This window comes from Actinomadura madurae (assembly GCF_900115095.1).
GTDB classification, from domain to species: domain Bacteria; phylum Actinomycetota; class Actinomycetes; order Streptosporangiales; family Streptosporangiaceae; genus Spirillospora; species Spirillospora madurae.
Genome location: NZ_FOVH01000014.1, coordinates 50,288 through 70,734 on the forward strand (window position 1 = coordinate 50,288; position 20,447 = coordinate 70,734).

General features: G+C 72.0%; 20 protein-coding genes. 15 read left to right on the forward strand and 5 right to left on the reverse strand.

Annotated elements, in window-relative coordinates:
- Positions 1-22: 22 nt before the first annotated feature.
- Together BM339_RS32590 and BM339_RS32595 are read right to left on the reverse strand one after the other, a co-directional pair.
- Positions 23-1,207, reverse strand: a complete 1,185-nt coding sequence (locus BM339_RS32590; RefSeq protein WP_024935457.1) for an amino acid deaminase/aldolase — start codon at positions 1,205-1,207, stop codon at positions 23-25.
- Between the two features lie 59 nt (positions 1,208-1,266).
- Complete coding sequence (locus tag BM339_RS32595) at positions 1,267-2,196, reverse strand: CE1 family esterase (RefSeq protein WP_075023352.1); 930 nt, start codon at positions 2,194-2,196, stop codon at positions 1,267-1,269.
- Between the two features lie 193 nt (positions 2,197-2,389).
- Between BM339_RS32595 and purU the strand changes: the two genes are divergently transcribed.
- The 4 genes from purU (at position 2,390) to BM339_RS32615 (ending at position 6,549) form a co-directional block, all read left to right on the forward strand.
- Positions 2,390-3,238, forward strand: coding sequence for a formyltetrahydrofolate deformylase (gene purU / locus BM339_RS32600; RefSeq protein ID WP_021597824.1), 849 nt, complete (start codon positions 2,390-2,392; stop codon positions 3,236-3,238).
- Positions 3,239-3,328: 90 nt separating this feature from the next.
- The gene (locus BM339_RS32605) at positions 3,329-3,943 is read left to right on the forward strand and encodes a DUF6286 domain-containing protein (RefSeq protein ID WP_075023353.1); all 615 of its coding nucleotides are present in this window, start codon (positions 3,329-3,331) and stop codon (positions 3,941-3,943) included.
- 2 nt (positions 3,944-3,945) lie between these two features.
- Complete coding sequence (locus BM339_RS32610) at positions 3,946-4,497, forward strand: hypothetical protein (protein ID WP_021594867.1); 552 nt, start codon at positions 3,946-3,948, stop codon at positions 4,495-4,497.
- 489 nt (positions 4,498-4,986) lie between these two features.
- Positions 4,987-6,549 (forward strand): FAD-binding oxidoreductase, encoded by a 1,563-nt coding sequence (locus tag BM339_RS32615; protein WP_075023354.1) that lies wholly within the window; start codon positions 4,987-4,989, stop codon positions 6,547-6,549.
- A gap of 79 nt (positions 6,550-6,628) precedes the next feature.
- On the opposite strand, the gene BM339_RS32620 is transcribed toward BM339_RS32615, so the two are convergent.
- Positions 6,629-8,002 carry a cation:dicarboxylate symporter family transporter gene (locus BM339_RS32620; RefSeq protein ID WP_075023355.1) on the reverse strand — a complete coding sequence of 458 codons (1,374 nt, stop codon included), beginning with the start codon at positions 8,000-8,002 and terminating at the stop codon, positions 6,629-6,631.
- Between the two features lie 291 nt (positions 8,003-8,293).
- Here BM339_RS32620 and BM339_RS50900 point away from each other — a divergent pair, with 291 nt between their 5' ends.
- The 5 genes from BM339_RS50900 (at position 8,294) to BM339_RS32650 (ending at position 13,110) form a co-directional block, all read left to right on the forward strand.
- Entirely contained in the window at positions 8,294-10,228 is a 1,935-nt protein-coding gene (locus BM339_RS50900) for a sensor histidine kinase (RefSeq protein WP_218163817.1), read from the forward strand.
- Positions 10,225-10,896: a response regulator gene (locus BM339_RS32640; RefSeq protein WP_075023356.1), complete on the forward strand. Its 672-nt coding sequence runs from the start codon at positions 10,225-10,227 to the stop codon at positions 10,894-10,896. The genes BM339_RS50900 and BM339_RS32640 overlap by 4 nt, the downstream gene beginning before the upstream one ends.
- A gap of 47 nt (positions 10,897-10,943) precedes the next feature.
- A complete protein-coding gene (locus BM339_RS50240; RefSeq protein ID WP_021594862.1) occupies positions 10,944-11,105 on the forward strand; it encodes a hypothetical protein in 162 nt (53 codons plus the stop codon).
- 377 nt (positions 11,106-11,482) lie between these two features.
- Positions 11,483-12,646 (forward strand): thiolase family protein, encoded by a 1,164-nt coding sequence (locus BM339_RS32645; protein WP_075023357.1) that lies wholly within the window; start codon positions 11,483-11,485, stop codon positions 12,644-12,646.
- A gap of 17 nt (positions 12,647-12,663) precedes the next feature.
- The gene (locus tag BM339_RS32650) at positions 12,664-13,110 is read left to right on the forward strand and encodes a winged helix-turn-helix transcriptional regulator (RefSeq protein ID WP_021594860.1); all 447 of its coding nucleotides are present in this window, start codon (positions 12,664-12,666) and stop codon (positions 13,108-13,110) included.
- A 341-nt stretch (positions 13,111-13,451) separates the two neighbouring features.
- Here BM339_RS32650 and BM339_RS32655 read toward each other — a convergent pair whose 3' ends face one another.
- Entirely contained in the window at positions 13,452-14,036 is a 585-nt protein-coding gene (locus tag BM339_RS32655) for a CGNR zinc finger domain-containing protein (protein WP_083598242.1), read from the reverse strand.
- A 176-nt stretch (positions 14,037-14,212) separates the two neighbouring features.
- On the opposite strand from BM339_RS32655, the gene BM339_RS32660 reads away from it, so the two are divergent.
- The 4 genes from BM339_RS32660 to BM339_RS32675 all read left to right on the forward strand — a co-directional run bounded on the left by BM339_RS32660 (position 14,213) and on the right by BM339_RS32675 (position 16,661).
- Positions 14,213-14,662 (forward strand): VOC family protein, encoded by a 450-nt coding sequence (locus BM339_RS32660; protein WP_075023358.1) that lies wholly within the window; start codon positions 14,213-14,215, stop codon positions 14,660-14,662.
- A 46-nt stretch (positions 14,663-14,708) separates the two neighbouring features.
- Positions 14,709-15,599: a pyridoxamine 5'-phosphate oxidase family protein gene (locus BM339_RS32665; RefSeq protein WP_075023359.1), complete on the forward strand. Its 891-nt coding sequence runs from the start codon at positions 14,709-14,711 to the stop codon at positions 15,597-15,599.
- The gene (locus BM339_RS32670) at positions 15,596-15,799 is read left to right on the forward strand and encodes a ferredoxin (RefSeq protein WP_021594856.1); all 204 of its coding nucleotides are present in this window, start codon (positions 15,596-15,598) and stop codon (positions 15,797-15,799) included. The genes BM339_RS32665 and BM339_RS32670 overlap by 4 nt, the downstream gene beginning before the upstream one ends.
- 667 nt (positions 15,800-16,466) lie before the next feature.
- Complete coding sequence (locus BM339_RS32675) at positions 16,467-16,661, forward strand: hypothetical protein (protein ID WP_075023360.1); 195 nt, start codon at positions 16,467-16,469, stop codon at positions 16,659-16,661.
- A gap of 226 nt (positions 16,662-16,887) precedes the next feature.
- Here the strand turns inward: BM339_RS32675 and BM339_RS32680 are convergent, their stop codons facing one another.
- Entirely contained in the window at positions 16,888-17,508 is a 621-nt protein-coding gene (locus BM339_RS32680; protein WP_024935453.1) for a LysE family translocator, read from the reverse strand.
- A 386-nt stretch (positions 17,509-17,894) separates the two neighbouring features.
- Here BM339_RS32680 and BM339_RS32685 point away from each other — a divergent pair, with 386 nt between their 5' ends.
- Both BM339_RS32685 and BM339_RS32690 read left to right on the forward strand, forming a co-directional pair.
- The gene (locus BM339_RS32685) at positions 17,895-19,298 is read left to right on the forward strand and encodes a hypothetical protein (RefSeq protein WP_075023361.1); all 1,404 of its coding nucleotides are present in this window, start codon (positions 17,895-17,897) and stop codon (positions 19,296-19,298) included.
- Positions 19,299-19,336: 38 nt separating this feature from the next.
- On the forward strand, positions 19,337-20,422 hold the full coding sequence (locus BM339_RS32690) for a vWA domain-containing protein (protein WP_143118701.1): 1,086 nt from the start codon (positions 19,337-19,339) through the stop codon (positions 20,420-20,422).
- The last annotated feature ends 25 nt before the right edge of the window (positions 20,423-20,447 follow it).

Here is a 20,447-nt window from a genome sequence, read left to right on the forward strand (position 1 = left end):
CTAGACGGTGGCGCGGGGCTCGTCAGAGGAAGGTCCTGCCTTCGCCCCGGTAGGTGGGGACGGTGCCCGTGTGGCGGCCGTCCTCGATGAGGTGGAGGGCGTCGAAGCGTTCGCACAGCTCGCCGGCCTTGGTGTGGCGGAACCAGACGCGGTCGCCGACGGACAGCAGGTCGGCGGCCCGGCCGAGCAGCGGCGTCTGCACCTCGCCCGCGCCCTCGTTGCCGTCGTAGGACAGCCCGGCCGGCAGGTACGGCTGGGGGAGGCGGACGGCGTCGGCCGGCCCGGACGCCAGGTAGCCGCCGCCGAGGCAGGTCGCGACGCCGGGCCCGGGGCGCCGGACGACGGGCAGCGCGAACAGGGCGGCGGGACGTCCGGTGAAGTTGGAGTACTGGTCGAACAGGTGCGGCTGGTAGAGGCCGGAGCCGGCGGCGACCTCGGTGACGGCGCGTTCGGCGGCGGTCTTCTCCACGCTGCCCGTGCCGCCGCCGTTGACGAATTCCAGGTCGGCCAGGTCGCGGACGGCCCGGACGATCGCGGCGCGGCGGCGGGCCAGCTCGAACCGGGACTGCCGCTGCATGGCGCGGATGACGCGGCCCCGGGCGGGACGTCCCGGCGGGAGGTCCCCGACGCCGGCGATCTGCGACTCGTAGGCCATCAGCCCGACGAGGTCCAGCGAGGGCCGCTTGAGGATCCGCTCGGCGAACGCGCCGACCTCGGCGGCGGTGCGCAGCGGGGAGCGCAGCGCGCCGATCCGGACGCGCCCGCCGAGCGGACGATAGGAGGCGTCGATGTCGACGCAGACCCGGATCCGCCGGTCGCCGGCCGCGGCCTCGATCAGGTCGAGGTGCTCGGGGCAGTCGACCATCAGCGTGATGGCGCGGGCGGCGGCGGGGTCTTCGGCCAGCGCGGCGACGGCCGTGCGGTCGGCGGTCGGATAGGCGACGAGGATGTCGTCGCTGACGCCCTCGGCGGCCAGCCACAGCGCCTCGGGGAGGGTGAACGCCATGATCCCCGAGAAGCCGTCCATCGCGAGGACGTCCTCCAGGAGCGCCCGGCAGCGCACCGACTTGCTGGCGACGCGGATCGGCTTGCCCGCGGCGCGGCGCACGAGGCCGGCGGCGTTGGCGCGGAAGGCCGCCAGGTCGACGACGGCGAACGGCGCCTCGATCGCGGCGGTCGCGGCGTCATAGCGGTCCCGGAGGTTGATGCTCGTCACGTCTCCCACCATAGCCGGAAAATATGAAAAGCCCTCATATCCGGCGGTGGTCAGCCGGTGCGGGGGTGGGAGTCGAAGAAGTCCCAGAGCATCGCGGTCGCCCCGTCCGGCCACCGGTGCGTGCCGCCGTTGACCTTGCAGAACGTCACCGCGACACCCCGCTCGCCCTTGCCCGTGCTCCCGCACTCGGTGTCGCCGGCCGCCGCCTTCACCCGCTGCCGCGGCTCGGGCAGTCCGGCGACCTTACGCCAGAACTCGACCGCCTCCGATACCGGCGGGAACGGGCGCCGGTCGTTGAAGTCCCGGTTCCCGCCGCCGTTGAAGGGCACGTTCCGGTCCGCGGTGCCGTGGAAGATCATCGCCGACACCGGCCGGTCCGGGTCGCACTCGGTCACCAGCGCGCCCTCCACGACGCCGATGCCCGCCACCTTGCCCGGCCGCTCGCAGGCCATCCGGTACGCCATCCCCGCGCCGTTGGAGAACCCGGTGACGTAGACGCGCTTCGGGTCGGCCAGCCCCGCCCCGGTGACCTTGTCGATCAGCTTGGTGAGGAAGTCGACGTCGTCGATGTTCCCGATCTTCGCCGCGCCGCAGCAGGCGCCCGCGTTCCACGTGGTCATGAACCCGTCGGGGTAGGCGACGAGGAAGCCGTGCTCGTCCGACTGCTCGTCGAACCCGGTGAGGTCCCGCATCTTGCCCATGTTCGCGAGGCCGCCGTGCAGGGCGATGACGAGCGGGGGCGGGTCTTCCGGCCTGCCGTCCTTCCACGTCCCGTCCGCCACCTTGGCCGGGACGTGCAGCAGGTACTCCCGGTGCCCGATCGTGCCGACGTCCAGCTTCTGCTTGTGCGTGCCCGCGGAGGTGGGGATGCCGTCGACCTTCGCCGGACGCCCCTCCGCCCTGCCCTTCTCCGCGGGCTCGTCGGTGCAGCCCGCGAGCAGGAGGATGACCGCCGTCGTCACGAGCGCGATTCGCCGCATGACGGCAAAGGTAACCTCAACGCGAGTTCGTAAACTACTCACCAGTAGACAAGGTGGTCACACGGGCCCCTCACCGGTCCCGACGGCGGCGACATGCGGCGGCGGCTCCCCGGCGCCGGCGTGGGGGAGCGCGTAAGCTCAAGGCACCCGTCCTGAGCTGCCGCTTCTCACACCGAGGTCGAGAGTGAGACCTGTGAACGAGTACGTGCTGACCCTGTCCTGCCCCGACCGGCCCGGCATCGTCGCCGCCGTCTCGGGGCTGCTCGCCGAGCGCGGGTGCAACATCGTGGAGAGCCAGCAGTTCGGCGACGGGGAGTCCGGCACCTTCTTCATGCGGGTGCAGTTCGCGGCCCTGGACGACACCGACCCCGACGAGCTGCGCGGCGCCTTCGGCTCCCTCGTCCCCGAGCTCGGGCTGGAGTGGCGGCTGCACCCGCTGGCCGAGCGCCCGCGCGTGCTGATCATGGTGTCGAAGGGCGGGCACTGCCTGAACGACCTGCTGTACCGGACCCGGTCCGGGCTGCTCGACATCGACATCGTCGCGGTCGCGTCCAACCACCCCGACCTGCGGCCCCTCACCCAGTCGTACGGCATCGACTACCACCACCTCCCGGTCGGGCCGGGCGGGAAGGCCGCCCAGGAGGCGGAGATCCTCACGCTGGTCGAGCATTACCGCGCCGACCTCGTCGTCCTCGCCCGGTACATGCAGATCCTGTCGGACGACTTCTGCGCCAAGCTCCCCGGCGCGATCATCAACATCCACCACTCGTTCCTGCCGAGCTTCAAGGGCGCCCGTCCCTACCACCAGGCGCACACGCGCGGCGTCAAGCTGATCGGCGCGACCGCGCACTACGTCACCGCCGACCTGGACGAGGGCCCGATCATCGAGCAGGAGGTCGCCCGCGTCGACCACACCCACAGCCCGGAGGAGCTGGTGGCCGTGGGGCGCGACGTCGAGTGCCTCGCCCTCGCCCGCGCCGTCCGCTGGCACGCCGAGCACCGCGTCCTGCTCAACGGTGACCGGACGGTCGTTTTCCGCTGACCCGCGTCGGCATGGCGTGTTTCACTCAGCGTGACGGTGCCGCACCATGGGTGATGATGTCGGATGCGCCGACGGCCCACGGGGGTGGCAATGGCGGAGACGCTGGTCAGGGATCTGATCGAGGAGGAACGGGCCAGGCGGCGGGCCCGCCGCCTCGCCGTCCGCGAGCTGCGGCCCCGCCGCGCGTTCGCCGGCGTCACCGCGGCGCTGCTGGCGACCACCACCGGCGCGGTGGCCGCGATCGAGCTGCTCGCCGGCGCGCTCGGCTCCGCCGTCCACCCGGTGCCGGGCGTCGCCGCCGCCGTAGGCGTCCTGCGGCGCCACTCCTGGAACGACCCGAACGTCCTGGTCGTGACGGGAGGGATGGCCGTCCTCGGGATCGCGTTCCTGCTGGCCGCCCTGCCCGGCCGTCCGCGCGGCGTGCCGCTGGCCGGGCCCGATCCGCGGATGGCGGGCGCCATCGGCCGGCCGGCCCTCCGCCGGACCCTCGCGGACGCCGCGCTGGACGTCCCCGGCATCGAGCGCGCCCGCGTCCGGGGGTTCGGCGCGTTCCGCCGCGGCGTCGTCGTCCGGGCGGCCACCGGGTACCGGAACCCGGCGAACATCGCCGATCTCGTCCGGGCCGCGATCGAGGCCCGGCTGGACGGGATCGAGCCGATGCGGCGGCCGGACGTCGACGTCCGGCTCCGCTGGCGGAAGGACTGACGATGAGGATCGCGATCGCAGCCACCGGGGCGGTGCTGCTGCTGGCCGGCGCGTCCGCCCTGGCCGCCGGCCTCGGCGCCTTCGACGCCGTCGCGGAGCGCCCGCTGCTCGACCCGGCGCTGCACCGCTTCGCCGCCGACACGGGATGGTTCCTGCCTGCCGCGGCGGGCGTGGCCGAACTGCTCGCGCTCGCCGGCCAGCTGTGGCTCGTCATGCAGTGCCGCGCCGCCGTCCACCATTGGTGGCCGGACCTGGACCCGGAGACCCGCGCCCGCGCCCGCGCCGCCGCGGACGACCTGACCCGGGACGCGCGCGGGCTGCCCGGCGTCCGCGACACCCGCGTCCGCCTCACCGGGACGGCCGACCGGCCGCGGCTCCGGCTGACCGTGTCCTGCGCGGGCGACACCCTCGTGAGCGAGGTGTACGGGGAACTCGGCGCGGGCCCGGTCGAGCGCTACCGCGACGCGGTCGGCATGCCCGACCTACCGGTAGTGATCCGCTTCCACCCACAGACCAGACGCCGGCACCGCCGCCCCCACCCCGAAACCGCCTAAACCCACCCCCACCGGTCGATATCCACACCCGAGGGACACCTGTGCCCACCCGGCGGGTGTCCGTGCCCGTCCGGCTGGTGTCCCCGAGCCAGCTCGGCCGGTCTTCGTGCCCGCCCGCAGGGCATCTGGGCCCGTCCAGGAGGCACCTGTGCCCGCCCAGCGGGCATCCGCGCCCGATCGGTCGGTTTCCGCGCCCGTCCGGCCGGTATCCGTGCATGCCGCCGGTGTCCGTCCCCGTCCGGCTGGTGTCCGTGCTCGCCCTGCTGGGCATCTGTGCCCGTCCAGGAGGCACCTGTGTTCGCCCGGCGGGCATCCGTGCCCGATCGGTCGGTGTCCGCGCTCGTCCGGCTGGTATCAGCGCCCGCTCAACATTCGTGGGCGCGGCGGCGAGGGAGGGCGCTTGGAGGCCCGGACGGGTGTCCGTGGCCGCCCGGTGATGCTGTCGGCCGGCGCCGGGGACAATGGCCCGGGGCGGAGGAGGGAGCCGGGATGGTGCGGTCGTGGTGGGGATGGGGCTCGGTCGAGGACGCGGTGCGCGGGGCGGAGCTCGACGCGCTGCTGTCCCGGGTCCGGGCGCTGACGTCCGGCGAGCTGACCGGCCACGAACCTCCCGGGATCGGCGAGCTCGGGCTGTCGGATCCGCGCGTCCGGGCGCCGGACGCGCTCGCCGGCCTCTGCTCGGCGGATCCGGAGGACCGGGCCGCGCACGCGCACGGCAAGGCGTTCCGGGACGTCGTCCGCAACCTGCACGGAGACCTGCGGCACGTGCCGGACCTCGTCGCCCGGCCGCGGGACGAGCGCGACCTGGTCGACCTGCTCGACTGGTGCGGCGCCGCCGGCATCGCCGTCATCCCCTACGGCGGCGGCAGCTCGGTGGTCGGCGGCGTCGAGCCGCGGTTCGACGGGCCCGCGGTCACCGTCGACCTCGCCCGGCTGGACCGGATCCTGGAGATCGACCCGGTGAGCCGCGCGGCGCGCGTCCAGGCGGGCGTGTTCGGCCCGCGGCTGGAAGAGGGGCTCCGGCCGCACGGGCTGACGCTCCGGCACTTCCCGCAGTCGTTCGAGTTCTCCACGCTCGGCGGCTGGCTGGCGACCCGGTCCGGCGGCCACTACGCGACCCTCTACACGCACATCGACGACCTCGTCGAGTCGATGCGCGTGGTCACGCCGAGCGGGACCGGCGAGTCGCGGCGGCTGCCGGGCTCCGGCGCCGGGCCGTCCCCGGACGGGCTCTTCCTCGGCAGCGAGGGCACCCTGGGGATCATCACCGAGGCGTGGATGCGGGTCCAGGAGCGTCCCACCCGGCGGGCGAAGGCGGCCGTCCGGTTCGCGGACTACGGCGCCGCGGTGGCGGCCACCCGGGCGGTCGCGCAGAGCGGGCTGAACCCGGCGAACTGCCGGCTGCTCGACGCCGCCGAAGCGCTGATCAACACCGGTGCCGGGGTCGGCGGCGGCCTGCTGCTGCTCGGCTTCGAGTCAGTCGGCCCGCCGGTGCGCGCGTCGCTGGACCAGGCCCTCGACCTGTGCCGCGACCACGGCGGCGAGGCGCCCGAGGAGTCCGCGGGGGAGGGCGCCGGCGACACCTGGCGGGCGTCGTTCCTGCGGATGCCCTACCAGCGGGACGCGCTGGCCCGGCACTCGATGATCGTCGAGACGTTCGAGACGGCCTGCACCTGGAACCGGTTCGAGGAGCTGCACCGCGCGGTCACCGGGGCGGCCCGGCGGGCGATCCGCGAGGTCGCCGGGGACGGCGTCGTCACCTGCCGGTTCACCCACGTCTACCCGGACGGCCCGGCGCCCTACTTCGGTGTCTACGCGCCCGGCCGCTGGGGCTCCACCGTCGCCCAGTGGGACGAGATCAAGACCGCCGTGTCCGAGGCGATCGCGGCGAGCGGCGGCACGATCACCCACCACCACGCCGTCGGCCGGGACCACCGGCCCTGGTACGACCGGCAGCGTCCCGGCCCGTTCGCCGCCGCGCTCACCGCGGCCAAGGCCGCCCTCGACCCGGCCGGCATCCTCAACCCGGGCGTGCTGGTCCCTCCCGCGTGAGACCCGTCCGGCGCCGGACGGCGGAGGCCGCCCAGCGCCGGGAGCGGGGTGCGTGCGCCGGCGCTGGACGGCCGGCCCGTCAGGCCCGGGCGCCGTCCACGACGGTGGCGGCGGGCCGCGGCTCGGGCACCGGCTTCTCGGCCGGGCCGTGGTGGTCGTCCAGCATGGTGGCCTCGTTGAAGGGGTCCTCGCCGGACAGGACGCGGCTGGCCTGCTCGGCGTCGAACTCCTTCGTCCACGTCCCGATCACCACCGTGGCGACCGCGTTGCCGGCGAAGTTGGTCAGGGCGCGGGCCTCGGACATGAACCGGTCGATGCCGACGATGAAGCCTACGCCGTCCACCAGTGCGGGCTTGTGCGACTGGAGCCCGCCGGCGAGGGTGGCCAGGCCCGCGCCGGTCACGCCCGCGGCGCCCTTCGACGCGACGATCATGAAGAGCAGCAGCGGGATCTGCGCGCCGATCGACATCGGCTGGTCCTGCGCGGACGCGATGAACAGCGTCGCCATCGTCAGGTAGATCGCGGTGCCGTCCAGGTTGAAGGAGTACCCGGTCGGGACGGTGATGCCGACGACCGGGCGGCTCACCCCGAAGTGCTCCATCTTGGCGATCAGCCGCGGCAGCGCCGACTCCGACGACGACGTCGACAGGATCAGCAGGAACTCGCGGGCCAGGTAGCGCAGCAGCGCGAACACGCTGATCCGGCTGACCGCCCACAGCATCGCGCCGAGCACCACGAACACGAACACCACGCACGTGGCGTAGAACCCCAGCATGATCACCGCGAGGCTCTTCAGCGCGTCCCAGCCGCTGGAGCCGACCACCGCGGCGATCGCGCCGAACGCGCCGACCGGCGCCGCCCACATGATCATCCAGAGGATGCGGAAGACCAGCCGCTGCAGATGCTCGATGCCCCGCAGGATCGGCGCGCCCGCCGGGCCGAGCCCCTGCAGCGCGAACCCGGTGAGCAGCGCGACCAGCAGCGCCTGCAGCACCTGCCCCTCCGTCAGCGCCGACACCAGCGTGGACGGGATGATGCCGAGCAGGAAGTCGGTGGTGCCCTCGCCGCCCTCGGCCTGCTCCTTGGCCTCGGCGACCGACGACGGATCCAGGTGCAGGCCGTCGCCCGGGTGCAGGACGTTGCCGACCGCGAGCCCGATCGCGAGCGCGAACGTCGACATCACCATGAAGTAGACGATGGTGACCAGGCCGACCTTGCCCACCTTCGCCGCCTTGGTCACCGACCCGATGCCGAGCACGATCGTGCAGAAGATGATCGGTGAGATCATCATCTTGATCAGGTTCACGAACGCGGTGCCGACCGGCTTCAGCTCCTGCGCGAAGTCCGGGGCGACCAGCCCGACGGCGGCGCCGGCGACCACCGCGGCGACCACGGCGAGGTAGAGGTAGTGGACGCGGTCCTTCTTCGGACGGGCGTCGGCGGTGTCGGACACGGGGTCTCCTTCCGTCCACCGGAACGGCGCCCGTCCGCGAGGGCGGCGCCCGGCCGGGACCGGTGAGGCACGGGTCCCGGCCGGGGCGACCGCCGCCCCGTCGGGCGCCCCTGCGCCGCTGGGGCCGGCGCAGGCACACGATGGGCGCCCGAGTTCGGTAAGGCTCGCAGGTCAGGCGATGGGTCGGCGGGGGGTGGGGTGTGCTGCACCCGTGACTATGCGCGGTTCTGTGACGGGGGTCACCCTTGTGTACATTTCGTTCACGGTGGTGTCCGAACGGAGAGAGGGCAGATGCGGCGTCCCCGATGGGCGATGCCGGGCCGCTGGAGCCTGGCGCGGCAGTTGCTCGTGCTGCAGGCCGCGATCGTCGGGCTGCTCGTGGCGGCCGGCGCCATCCTGGCGTACCTGGACTCCGGCCGCGCCGCCGACGACACCGCCCGCCAGACGGTGACGGCGCTCGCGTCCAGCATCGCCGACTCGCAGAACGTGCAGGCCGCGCTCGCGACCCCACAGCCGAGCCGGCTGCTGCAGCCGTACGCCGAGCGCGTCCGCCACGACACCGGCGTCGACTTCATCACGATCATGACCCCGGCCGGGATCCGCTACACCCACCCGAACCCGTCCCGGATCGGCGGCACGTTCGTCGGCAACACCGCCCCCGCCGTCGCCGGCCGCACGTTCTCCGAGACCTACACCGGCACGCTCGGCCCGTCCGTCCGCGCCGTGGCCCCCGTCTTCGGCGAGGACGGCCGCGTCGTCGCACTGGTCTCGGTCGGCATCACCATCCGGGCGATCTCCGCTGAACTGCGCCAGCGCCTGATCTCCCTCGCCGTCGTCGCCGCCGTCGTCCTCGCCGTCGGCATGGCGGGCAGCTACCTCGTCTCCGCCCGCCTCCGCCGCCAGACCCGCGGCGTCGCCCCGGACGAGCTGCGCCAGATGTTCGACTACTACGAGGCCATCCTGCACGCCGTCCGCGAGGGCCTCCTCATCCTCGACCGCACGGGCCGAGTAGTCCTCTGCAACGACGCCGCCCGCGACCTCCTGGACCTAACCCCCCACCCCGCAAACCCCACCGCACCCGCGAGCGCGACGCCTGCGAAACGGCGCGCTACAGCACCCGCGACGAAGGCCCCCACGAACCCGACCGAGGGGCCAGTGAAAAAGAGCGGCGCGCTGCGTGGGACGAAGACCGCCGCAGAGCCCGGCGTGGAGCCTGCAGAACGGCGTGATGTGCCGTACGGAACTGGGGCCGCCGCGAACCCAGGCGGGGAGCCGGTGGAACGGCGTGGTGTGGTGCGTGGGGCTGACAGCGTTGCGAAGGGGCGTGTGGGGGGTCGTTCGGAGCGGGTTGAAGGGAGGACGCGGGGGGTTGTGGCCGCGGGTGATGTGCAGGGGCGGTTGGTGACCGAGTTGGGGTTGCCGGAGGAGCTCGTGGCGACCCTGATGTCGGCGGAGCCGCGGTCGGACGAGATTCACGTGGGCGACACGCGGGTGCTCGTCGTGAACACCTCGCCCGTCAGGTCGCGGGACCGGGCGATGGGGAATGTCGTCACGCTTCGCGACCACACGGAGTTGCAGGGGTTGACGGGGGAGCTGGACACGGTGCGCGGGTTCGCCGAGTCGCTGCGCTCGCAGGCGCATGAGGCGGCGAACCGGCTGCACACGGTGGTGTCGCTCGTGGAGCTGGGCCGTCCGGAGCAGGCCGTGGAGTTCGCGACCGCCGAGCTGGAGACCGCGCAGCGGCTCACCGACCGGGTCGTCGGGTCGGTCACCGAGCCGGTGCTGGCCGCGCTGCTGCTCGGCAAGTCCGCGGAGGCGGGGGAGCGCGGCGTCGAGCTCGTCATCGCCGAGGACGCCGTGATCGAGGCCGTGATCGAGCCCCGCGACCTGGTCACGATCCTCGGCAACCTGATCGACAACGCGGTGGACGCCGCCATCGAGGGCGCCGTCCACCGGCCGCCGCGCGTCGTCGTCGCGGCCCGCGAGGAGGAAGGGGAGCTGGTCTTGGAGGTGTCCGACAGCGGGCCGGGCGTGGACCCGTCGGCCGTGCCCGCGATGTTCCGGCGCGGCTGGACGACCAAGTCGTCCGGCGGACCGGTCGGGCACGGGCTCGGGCTCGCGCTGGTCGGCCAGGCCGTCCGGCGGCACGGCGGCGAGGTCGCGGTCGGCGCCGGCCGCGAGTCCGGCGCCGTCTTCACCGTCCGGCTGCCCGGGGACAAGCGATGATCAGGGTGCTCGTCGTCGAGGACGACCCGGTCGCCGCGGAGGCGCACCGCACCTACGTCGAACGCGTCGCCGGGTTCACGGTCGCGGGGGTCGTCCACTCCGGCGCGGACGCGCTGCGGTTCTGCGAGCGCACCCCGGTCGACGTCGTGCTGCTGGACTTCTACCTGCCCGACACGCACGGCCTCACCGTCTGCCGAGCGCTGCGCGCCGGGGGACGGGACGTGGACGTCATCGCCGTCACGTCCGCTCGGGACCTCGCGGTGATCCGCACCGCCGTGTCGGTCGGGGTGGTCCAGTACCTGCTCAAGCCGTTCACGTTCGCCTCGCTGCGCGACAAGCTCGTCCGGTATGCGCGGTTCCGTGAGCAGGCGGTCGGGACGGGCGAGGTCAGCGGGCAGGCCGACGTGGACGGGATGCTCGCCACGCTCCGCACCCCGGACCACCGGTCGCTGCCCAAGGGCATGAGCGGCGAGACGCTCCAGGCCGTCACGGACGTGCTGGCCCGCGCCGGCGACGGCCTCTCCGCCGCGGCCGCCGCCGACCTCACCGGTGTCTCCCGTGTCACCGCGCGCCGCTACCTGGAGTACCTCGCGGAGAACGGCCTCGCCTACCGCAAGCCCCACTACGGCCAGGTGGGACGACCGGAGGTGCGCTTTTACCCGGGGTGAACGGGGTACCTATGGGACGACAGTGAACCGACATCGGGGGAGTTGTCGTGAACGACAAGCCTGGTAAGCCCGGCGAGACCGCGGGCAAGACGGAGACCGAACGCGATCGCGAGAGGCGGCCGTCCAGCGCCGAGGAGGCCCCGGGGAAGGGGCAGAAGAAGAAACCGGGCGATGCCGCCCGCAAGATGCGCGAGATGTTCAAGGGCTGATCGGGAAACGGTCGGGCGACGCCTTCGATGCTTGACGGCCCCTTGAGATGCTGTTTGGGGTCTATGTCGGTATGCGCCGCTAGTGTCCGAAGTGAATGTGACGTCAAGGAGACCGAGGAGGCGCGCTTGTCCGATCGTGCAGGTCCGGGCGGCTACGCCGAGGGGCTCTTCGACGTACGGAAGGAACAGACGGACCACGGCATGGGCCCCTACCGCTGAGCGGCCCGATGGCCCGGGGGGCGTGGCGATGCGTTGCGGCCCCCGGGTTCTTTCTGCTTCGTTGTGTTACCCAACTCACTAGGCGCAGTGGGTTGTGTTTTCCAACCTTCTAGCCGGATACTGCGAGAGAGAGTTGGAGAACACAACGGAGGTGGGTCATGCGGGACGCGGTGATCGTGGAGGCGGTGCGCACGCCGGTGGGCAAGGGCAAGCCGGACGGGGCCCTGCACGGCGACCACCCGGCCGACCTGCTGGCGCGGACGCTGACGTCGCTGGTCGAGCGCGCGGGCATCGCCCCGGCGACGGTCGACGACGTCATCGGCGGCGTCGTCACCCAGGCCGGCGACCAGGCGCTCAACATCACCCGCACGGCCGTCCTCGCCGCCGGGTTCCCCGAGAGCGTGCCCGCCATGACCGTCGACCGGCAGTGCGGCTCGTCCCAGCAGGCCCTGCACATCGCGGCGCAGGGCGTGCAGAGCGGCGCCTACGACATCGCGATCGCGTGCGGCGTCGAGTCCATGTCCCGGGTGCCGATGGGGTCGAGCGTCCTGCCCGGCAGCGACCCGTTCGGGACGCTGCTCGCCGACCGCTACCCCGACGGCCTCGTCGGACAGGGCATCAGCGCCGAGCTGATCGCCGCCCGCTGGGACCTGGCCCGCGAGGAACTCGACGCCTACGCCTACGAGTCGCACCGCCGCGCCGCCGAGGCGTGGAAGAACGGCGAGTTCGACCGGGAGGTCGCCTGGACGGGGCAGCGCGACGAGACCGTCCGCCCCGGGACCTCGCCGGAGATTCTCGCCCGCCTCAAGCCCGCCTACTACGACGAGCGGACCGCCGAGCGCTTCCCCGAGATCGGCTGGCGGATCACCGCGGGCAATGCCTCCCCGATCAACGACGGCGCCGCCGCCGTCCTGGTCATGGGCGCGGACGTCGCCGAGCGCCTCGGCCTGCGCCCGCGCGCCCGCTTCCACGCGTTCGCCGTGACCGGGGACGACCCGCTGCTGATGCTCACCGCGATCATCCCGGCGACCGAGAAGGTGCTGAAGCGCGGCGGCCTCACCCTCGGCGACATCGACCTGTTCGAGGTGAACGAGGCGTTCGCTCCGGTCGTCCTGGCCTGGCAGCGCGAGACCGGCGCCGACCTGGCGCGCGTCAACGTGCGCGGCGGCGCGATCGCGATCGGCCACCCGCTCGGCGCGAGCGGCGCCCGCATCATGACCACGCTGCTGCACGCTCTCGAAGACCGCGGCGCCCGGTTCGGCCTCCAGACCATGTGCGAGGCGGGCGGCCTGGCCAACGCCACGATCGTCGAGCGGCTCTGACGACTAGGCTTCCCGGTATGCCGAAGGACGCCGACCCGCGCGAATGCTCGATCGCCGACACCCTCGACCTGGTCGGCGAGCGCTGGAGCCTGCTGGCGATCCGGGAGCTGAGCTACGGCGTGCGGCGCTTCGACCAGATCGTCTACAACACGGGGGCGTCCCGCGACATCCTCACGTCCCGGCTCCGCAAGCTGGAGGCGAACGGCATCATCCGCCGCGAGCGCTACAGCGACCACCCGGCCCGCTACGAGTACCACCTGACGCCCGCCGGGGTGGAGCTGTGCGACGTCCTGCTGGTCCTGATGGCCTGGGGCGACCGGCACCTGCATCCGGACGACCCGCCCGTCCAGTGGCAGCACTCCTGCGGCGAGCCGGTCAACCCCCTGGTCATCTGCCGCTACTGCGGCAACGAGGCCCGCCAGGGCGCCCACTCCCCAACCGGCCGAGGCGCCCGCACCGCCTAACCCCACACCAGACCGCCGCGCCCAACAGGCCCCGTGCCCAACAGGCCCCGTGCCCAACAGGCCCCGCGCACGTCCGGCAGGCCCCGCGCATGTCCGGCAGGCCCCGCGCATGTCCGGCAGGCCCCGCGCATGTCCGGCAGGCCCCGCGCACCCTCCGGTGCGCGCCCGGCGGCGGGATCGCCCTGGACGTCCGCCGCCACGATGGCCCCTAGAACTGGGATCGGCGTTCCGCTCCGAGTGAGGTGGGCGCCAACGCTCTCGCGGTCGGTGAAGTGGGCTGGCGCGTTTGCGGGCGTCGTCCCGCGGGCGAGCGTGGGGTCGACGTCCCGCTTCAGGTGGGCTCAGGTGCTGGCGTGTCGGCGGTAGTGCCGGGCGACCCTGGCTCGGTTGCCGCAGCCCGCCGAGCACCAGCCGCGCCGCGGGTGCGAACGGTGGAAGTAGAGCACGCAGCCGGGCCCGTAGCAGGCGCCGAGCCTGACCTCTGGGCGCTCGGAGAACAGGTCGGCGGCTTCGAGCGCGATCACGGCGAGTTCGCGATCGAAGCCGTCGGAGCCGAACCGCCAGTCCCGGTGGAACCCGTGCCCGTCCCCCTGCCTTAGTTCGGGGACGCACGTCGCGGTGAAGCCGTTCAGGGTCGCCAGCGCGTCCTCGATCGTCAGGTCGCCGACCAGGGCGGCCGGCCGTTCGTCGCCCACCGCGGTCGCGGCGATCCGGCGCAGCGCGTCGCGCAGTTCCCGGGCCCGGAGCAGGTCGCCGTCGCCGAGCGGGCCGGGCGTCTCGATCCCGCATTGCCGCGCCCACTGGTCCAGCCGCCCGGTCGTCGTCAGGGCGTCGTGCCCCCGGCCCTTGTCGGCCCAGATCGTGTTCATCAGGCGCACCGGTCTCGGTTCGGACGGGTAGAGGTCGGGCACCTCGTCGGCCGTCACGTCTCCTCCTCGGTCGCGTCTCGGCGTGGTCCGGCCTGTCGCTGACCCTTCTAATGTATCAGCGCTTGCTTCCCATTAGATTCACCTCTACGGTTGAGCCTAATGGCAAGCGTGCTCCTAACCGTTAGCCGTCCGCTCGAGGGGTGGCGGGGACACGTGCCGACCTGGAGGTCACTATGAGTAACCCGGCACTCAAGACGGGCCACGTCGCGCTGAACGTGGCGGACTTGAACCGGTCGATCGAGTTCTACGCGGCGCTGTTCGACTTCGAAGTCCTGGCCCGCTCGGACGCCGACCGGAAGTACGCCTTCCTGGGCGAGGACGGCGTCGTGCGCCTCACCCTGTGGCAGCAGAGCGAGGGTGCCTTCCCCACCGGCCTGCCCGGTCTGCACCATTTGTCGTTCGAGGTTCCGACGATCGATGCCGTGCGCCGTGCCGAGGAGACGCTCAAGACGCTCGGGGTCGAGTTCGCCTATGACGGCATCGTCGCCCATGCCGAGGGGGCGGCCTCCGGCGGCATCTTCTTCACCGACCCCGACGGCATCCGGCTTGAGATCTACGCCGCCACCGGCGTCAACGGCACTACCGCCCCCGTCCTAGGGGCGCCCACCTGCGGCTTCTTCTAAACCCGGGGATGGCCCTTCCCCAGAACGTGAAAGGAGGATCGACCGGATGTTTCATCCAGGCGAGGTGGACGTCCAGCGGCGGGCAGGCTTCCGTGCCGACGCGCACGGCAGTGCCCGTGTCGCGAACACGATCCCCGAGGTGGCCGGACGGTTCCTGGCAGGCCAGAGGATGATCGTCGTATCGGCCGAACATCAGGGCTCGCTCTGGACCACGCTGCTCGTCGGCCAACCCGGCTTCATCAGCGTCCCGGACGAGTCGACGCTGCACATCGATGCGGCCCTTCCGGCGGTCGACCCGCTCGTCGAGGCGTTCACCGCCCCCGTCGAGGTCGGCATGATCGCCATCGAGCCCGAGAAGCGCCGGCGCATGCGCGTCAACGGACGGGCCCGCCCCGCGGACCGTGGAGGGCTGCTCGTCCATACCGACCAGGTCTACTCGAACTGCCCGAAGTACATCCAAACCCGCAGCGTCGAGGCGGTGCGGCGGTCCGGGCCCACGGCGCGGACGGAGGGCTCGGATCTGAACGCGACCCAGCTCGCGTGGATCCGCGCGGCCGACACGTTCTTCGTCGGCACCGGCGCGCCCGGCCTCGGTGTGGACGCCTCCCACCGCGGCGGCGCCCCCGGCTTCCTCGACGCCGCCCCCGACCGCGTCAGTTGGCCTGACTACACCGGCAACTCGATGTACATGACCCTGGGGAACCTCGCTTTGAACCCTCGGGCCTCCCTGCTCTTCATCGACTGGACGGCCGGGCACACCCTCCATCTCACCGGCACGGCCACGGTCGACTGGGACGAGGACAGGGCCGCACATCGCCCCGGAGCCCAGCGATTCGTCGACTTCCACATTGACCACGTGATCCAGCTCGACCATCGCGTCGGACTCCGGTGGCGGCTGGATGGGCTCTCCCGATTCAACCCACCACCGAGAGGATGACGATGCAGATCAGCGTCGACCGGGACGTCTGCGAGACCCACGCCCAGTGCGTGTTCACGGCCCCCGAGGTCTTCGAACTGGACGAGGACGACGAACTCGTCTACGACCCCGCACCCGACGCCCAGCACGACGACGCCGTGCACCGCGCGGCAGTCGCCTGCCCCGTCCAAGCGATCAGCCCGCGAACCGACCGAACATAGAGGGCGGTGCGGGCATGGCCGGTCCTGGCACCGCAACCGAGCTTCCCATGTGGGGCTGGCCGTCCCGGCGAAGGCGTTGTGCCCGGCGTGGACGGCCTCGCCGCGCGCCGGGCATCGCAGCCGCCGTGGACGTCGCCTGGTAGCCCTTTCCGCTTCTCGACGGCTGGCACGTCTGTGTCGAGTACGGCACCAATGTCGCCGAGCGGGGCGTCCGCTCCCACGTTCTGGACGGATCTGTACGACAGGCGGCTGCAGTCGGTCGGCTTCACGCAGTGGAAGCGGGCCTCGTGGAAGGAGACGTTGCGTCCGAGACGGGCGCCGCGGAGCCGCGCAGCGCGTGGGCGCGTCCCACACCGCGACGGTCTCCGCCAGCGCGCGGATCGCCCGCACCCCGTCGCCCCCGCCAGGTCGCAGCAGCGTGCGGAGGATGTTGAGGGTCGTGGCGTTGCCCGCGCGGTTCGGGCCGAGTAAACCGAAGATGTCTCCCGGCCGCACGGAGAGCTCGATCCCCGCACGATCTACTGCTGCGCCCATTGCGCCCGCGCCGAGGAGCCCGAGCGTCGCGGTTCACGAGGTGTTGCCGAAGAGCCGCGGGTCGTTGGACGACAGGCCGCCGAGGAAGCGCACGCCGTCGAAGGATCTGTCGCCCTCGCCACAGCAGCCGCGCATGCCCGCGTCCGACGTCAGGACGGCGCCGCCGAAGCGCTTCCGGCCGAAGCGGGACGCCCGTCCGGGTGCGTATCTCGACCGCGCGATCGACCGGGACCAGGCCGGACGGTTCCTCGGGGGCGCGCCGCGCGACGGTCGGCTGGTCGGGGCGATCGACGGCGGAGGCGTCCGCGCTCTCGTCTGGTACGGCTGACGCCGGGGGAACGCAGGCGGCGTCGGTGTCCAGGAGGGTGGGCCTGTCGTGGCGGCTGGGGCGGCCTCGTCCCGTATGGGTTCGGCGCGGCGAGCGGCCCACCATTGGACGAGGTCGTCGCGGGGTACGCGCCAGCGGTGCTAGGAGCGTGGCGGTGGCGTCCTACCTGCTGACGCCCGGCGGTCGAGCGGGGCTTCGGGCCCGCTCAGCGATCCGCGTCCTCGGCTCAGCGTTCGGTGGCTAGGCGGGTGCCGAGGCCGATGAAGAGGGTTCCGACGGTGATGTTGAGTCGGCGTCGGGCGGCATGTCGGTTGCGGAGCCAGTCGCCGATGCGTCCGGCGAGGACGCCGACCGTGCCGTCTACCAGGAACTCCAGCACGATCAGGATGGCGCCGAGGATCGCGAACTGCGCCCACACGTGCCCGAGCGCCGGATCGATGAACTGGGGCAGGAACGCGATCGTGAAGGTGACCATCTTCGGGTTCAGCAGATTGGTCACCAGCCCGTTGAGATAGGCCCGGCGTCCGGAGACCCCGGCCGGTGCCGTGTCCACGTCGTTGCGGTGCCGCAGGGTCTGGACGCCCAGGTAGATCAGATAGGCGGCACCGACGATCCGGACCACCGTGAACGCGACCGGCACCGCCGCGAAGAGTGCGGCCAGCCCCGCCGCGGCCACCGCGACGTGCACCGCCTCGCTCGTCGCGACCCCCGCCGTGGCGAGAAGTCCCGCCCGAGCGCCGCCCCGCATCCCGCACCCGAGGATGAACAGCATGTCGGGCCCGGGGATCACCATGGCGACGACCGAGGTCACGAAGAAGATCGCGAGAAGATGCGCATCGACCGGCATGCCGCCGATCATCACATGCCCCACCTGCGAGTGAAACCGGATAAGGCGGAAGAAGCGCGCGGCGCTCGCGCTTGGCTGTGCGTCCCTGCCAGGGCCGTCTGGTCCGGCTGGTCGGCCGGTGAAGCACTGGCGTCGATCTCGTTGACATGCCGCTGTTCCGCTGGCTCGGGGAAGGATTCCATCGGTGCCTCGCGTGCTTGTTCGACGTCGGGCCGTTGGTGACGGGTCAACTTGCCAGCGGGTTGAGGGGGCCGCCCCTTCCACGATTGGGGAGAGAGCACGCGTTGTCGGTGCCGTTTTCTTGTGGCCGCTTGCGGTCGGGTGATAGCGCTACGTCTTTGCGGAATCACCCATAGTGATCTTCTTGTCCTGAAGATGATGCCGGTATGACGCGGCGCGTGATGGCATCGGGCGGTGGCCTGGTGACGGTCGGGGGGCTCGCAGGGACCGCACTCTACTTCGCGGTGGCCGGACCGGAGGACGTTGGAAGGCCGGTCACCGTGGTCGGCCTGGCCGTCGCGGTGGTCGGGCTCGGGGTCGCCGCGTACGGGACGGTCGCCGACCGGCGCGCACGACGACGGGTGATCGATGATGACGTTCCTCCAGGGGACGGCTCACCACCATCGGTGAGACACGTGACGGTGAGGGACAGCCACGGAGTCATCGTCGGGGACGAGGCGTACCAGGAGAACAACTATCGGATCGACGTCCCGGCGGCCCTGTCGGCGTTGCTGGTGACGCTGGTCGCCTCGGCGCTGGCCGTGGGCGCTGGGTGGCTCTATCTCGGCTGGTTCTCGCCGAGTTTCGCGCCGAACTACCGGACTCAGTTCCTGGTCGACGCGGCCGAGAGCACCGACCCGGCGGAGCTCACCGCGGTGACGTCCTCGCTGGGCAAGGCGCTGGAGAACTCCGGTGACGGCGACGCCTTGTCGCTCCGCCGGTTCGGTGGTGAGTGCGGCGAATCGGGGAACACGGCCAGGCTGGCCGATTTCGGGACGGGCAACCGTCAGGCGATCACGGCTTCCGCGGCCCGGATGCGGCCCGGGGGCGAGCCGACACTGGTGCGCGGGATCGTGGAGGCGGTGGAGGACTTCTCCAGACCGCTCGACGCCAAGGCCCGTCAGGTCAACCGGATCATCGTGGTCACCCGGCACGGCGTGGACGCCTGCGAGGACGACCCCGCCTATGTCGAGAAGGAGATCAGGGAGCGGATCGGCTCGGCCGGCCTGTCGCTGGAGTTCCGGCTGGTCGGTTACCAGGTGCCGGGCGCCCAGCGGGCGAGGCTCGACCGCATCGCCGCGGCGGCCAAGGCGCCGCCGCCGGTCCATGCGAAGAACGCTTCCGACCTTGAGCGGACCTTGGACTGGTACTCCAACACCGAACCGGTCCTCAAGGGCGCCCAGGCGATCGTGGACTCCCTCAACGCCACGGTGACACAGGTGAACACGGCCGTTCAGGCGATCGTCGACGGGCGCTTGGACGTCGCCGACGGCATGCTCGGCCGGGCCAGGCGAGCGGCCGGAGGTTCCGACCCGCGGTTCGACGACCTGAAGGGCCGGGCCAAGGGCGCCGATGCCCGCGGTGTGCGCGATCGGGCCGTCTCGCTGCGAGAGAAGCGAAGACGGGTGGTCGCGGCGGCCGACGACTTGCTCAAGACCGCACGCTCCGGGGCTCCGCTCGACGCGCGGCTGGCGCGCTTCCAGCACATCGCGGCTGACTACAACAACGAGGTGAACGGCATGAATCGGGCCCTTGCCGCCCTTCGCGCGAAGCTGATGAAGACCTCGTGAACGGGCTCGGAGGCGCAACGCGCCGACGCCGGTCGCGGGTGCTGCTGGTCGTGCTGACGGCCGCGGTGCTGCTGATCGGTGTCCTGGCCTTCCTGGTGGTGCGGGCCGTTCCGGACTACCGGACCGCGTTCCTCATCGACGCCTCGCTTCCCAAGGACGGCGCGAACTTCACCGCGGTCACCAGGGCCGTCGGTTCCGCCGCGGACAATTCCGCCGATGACGACTCGTTGTCCCTGCGCAGATTCGGCGGTACCTGCGGCGACAAGAGGAACACTGCCTCCGTCGTGGACGCCGGTACAGGACGGGGACGGAAAATCAGCTCCTCGGTGAGCACGCTGAAACCGTCCGGCAGAGCCACGCTGGGAAGCGGCATCCTCGCCGCGATCGACGACTTCTCCGGCCACTATCCGTTCCGGGGCCGCAAATTGAACCGGATCATCGTGGTGGCCTCGCGCGGCACCGATGCCTGCGCGCAGGATCAGGCGGCACTCCGGCAGGCGGTCCGCAAGAAGGCGGAGGAGAGCGGGGTGAAGCTGGACTTCCGCTTCATCGGCTACAAGGTGCCGAAGGACGAACGGCGGTCGCTCACCCGGCTCGGCGCCACGATCAAGGCGCCCAAGCCACGGTTCGTCACCACACCGGCCGGGCTTACCACGACCCTCAAAGAGCTCACCGTCCCGCCGTCTCCGGATGCCAAGCGCGTAGAGGCGCCGACGGAGACCGCTAAGCCCTCCACGCCGCCGGCGCCTCTGGCCGATGGCATGCACCGCGTGTACATCCGGCGCATCGACGCGGAAAGGCGCACGCTCACGGTCGACGAGTTCGAGCGTCTGACGGGAGCCGCTGCGCACGAAGCCGCGCGAGAAGACGGCCGGGAATTCGCCCCGAACGACATCTATTTGCGAAACACCAGCACGAAGACCGTCGATGTCCAGGTCGCGTCCAAGGCGTTGATCAATATCAACCAGCTGGCCAGGGACCCCCAGGTCGGGCCGGCCGAAGGGCTGAATGTCACGTTGGCGAAGCTGGCCGCCCTGCATTCGTCCACGTCGGAGAACATCGAGTTCGAACTCACCATGGCGGACGGCCGGGTCGCCAAGCTGCATGAGATCTGGCATCCCTGACAGCACCGAAGAACGGAGAAATCGC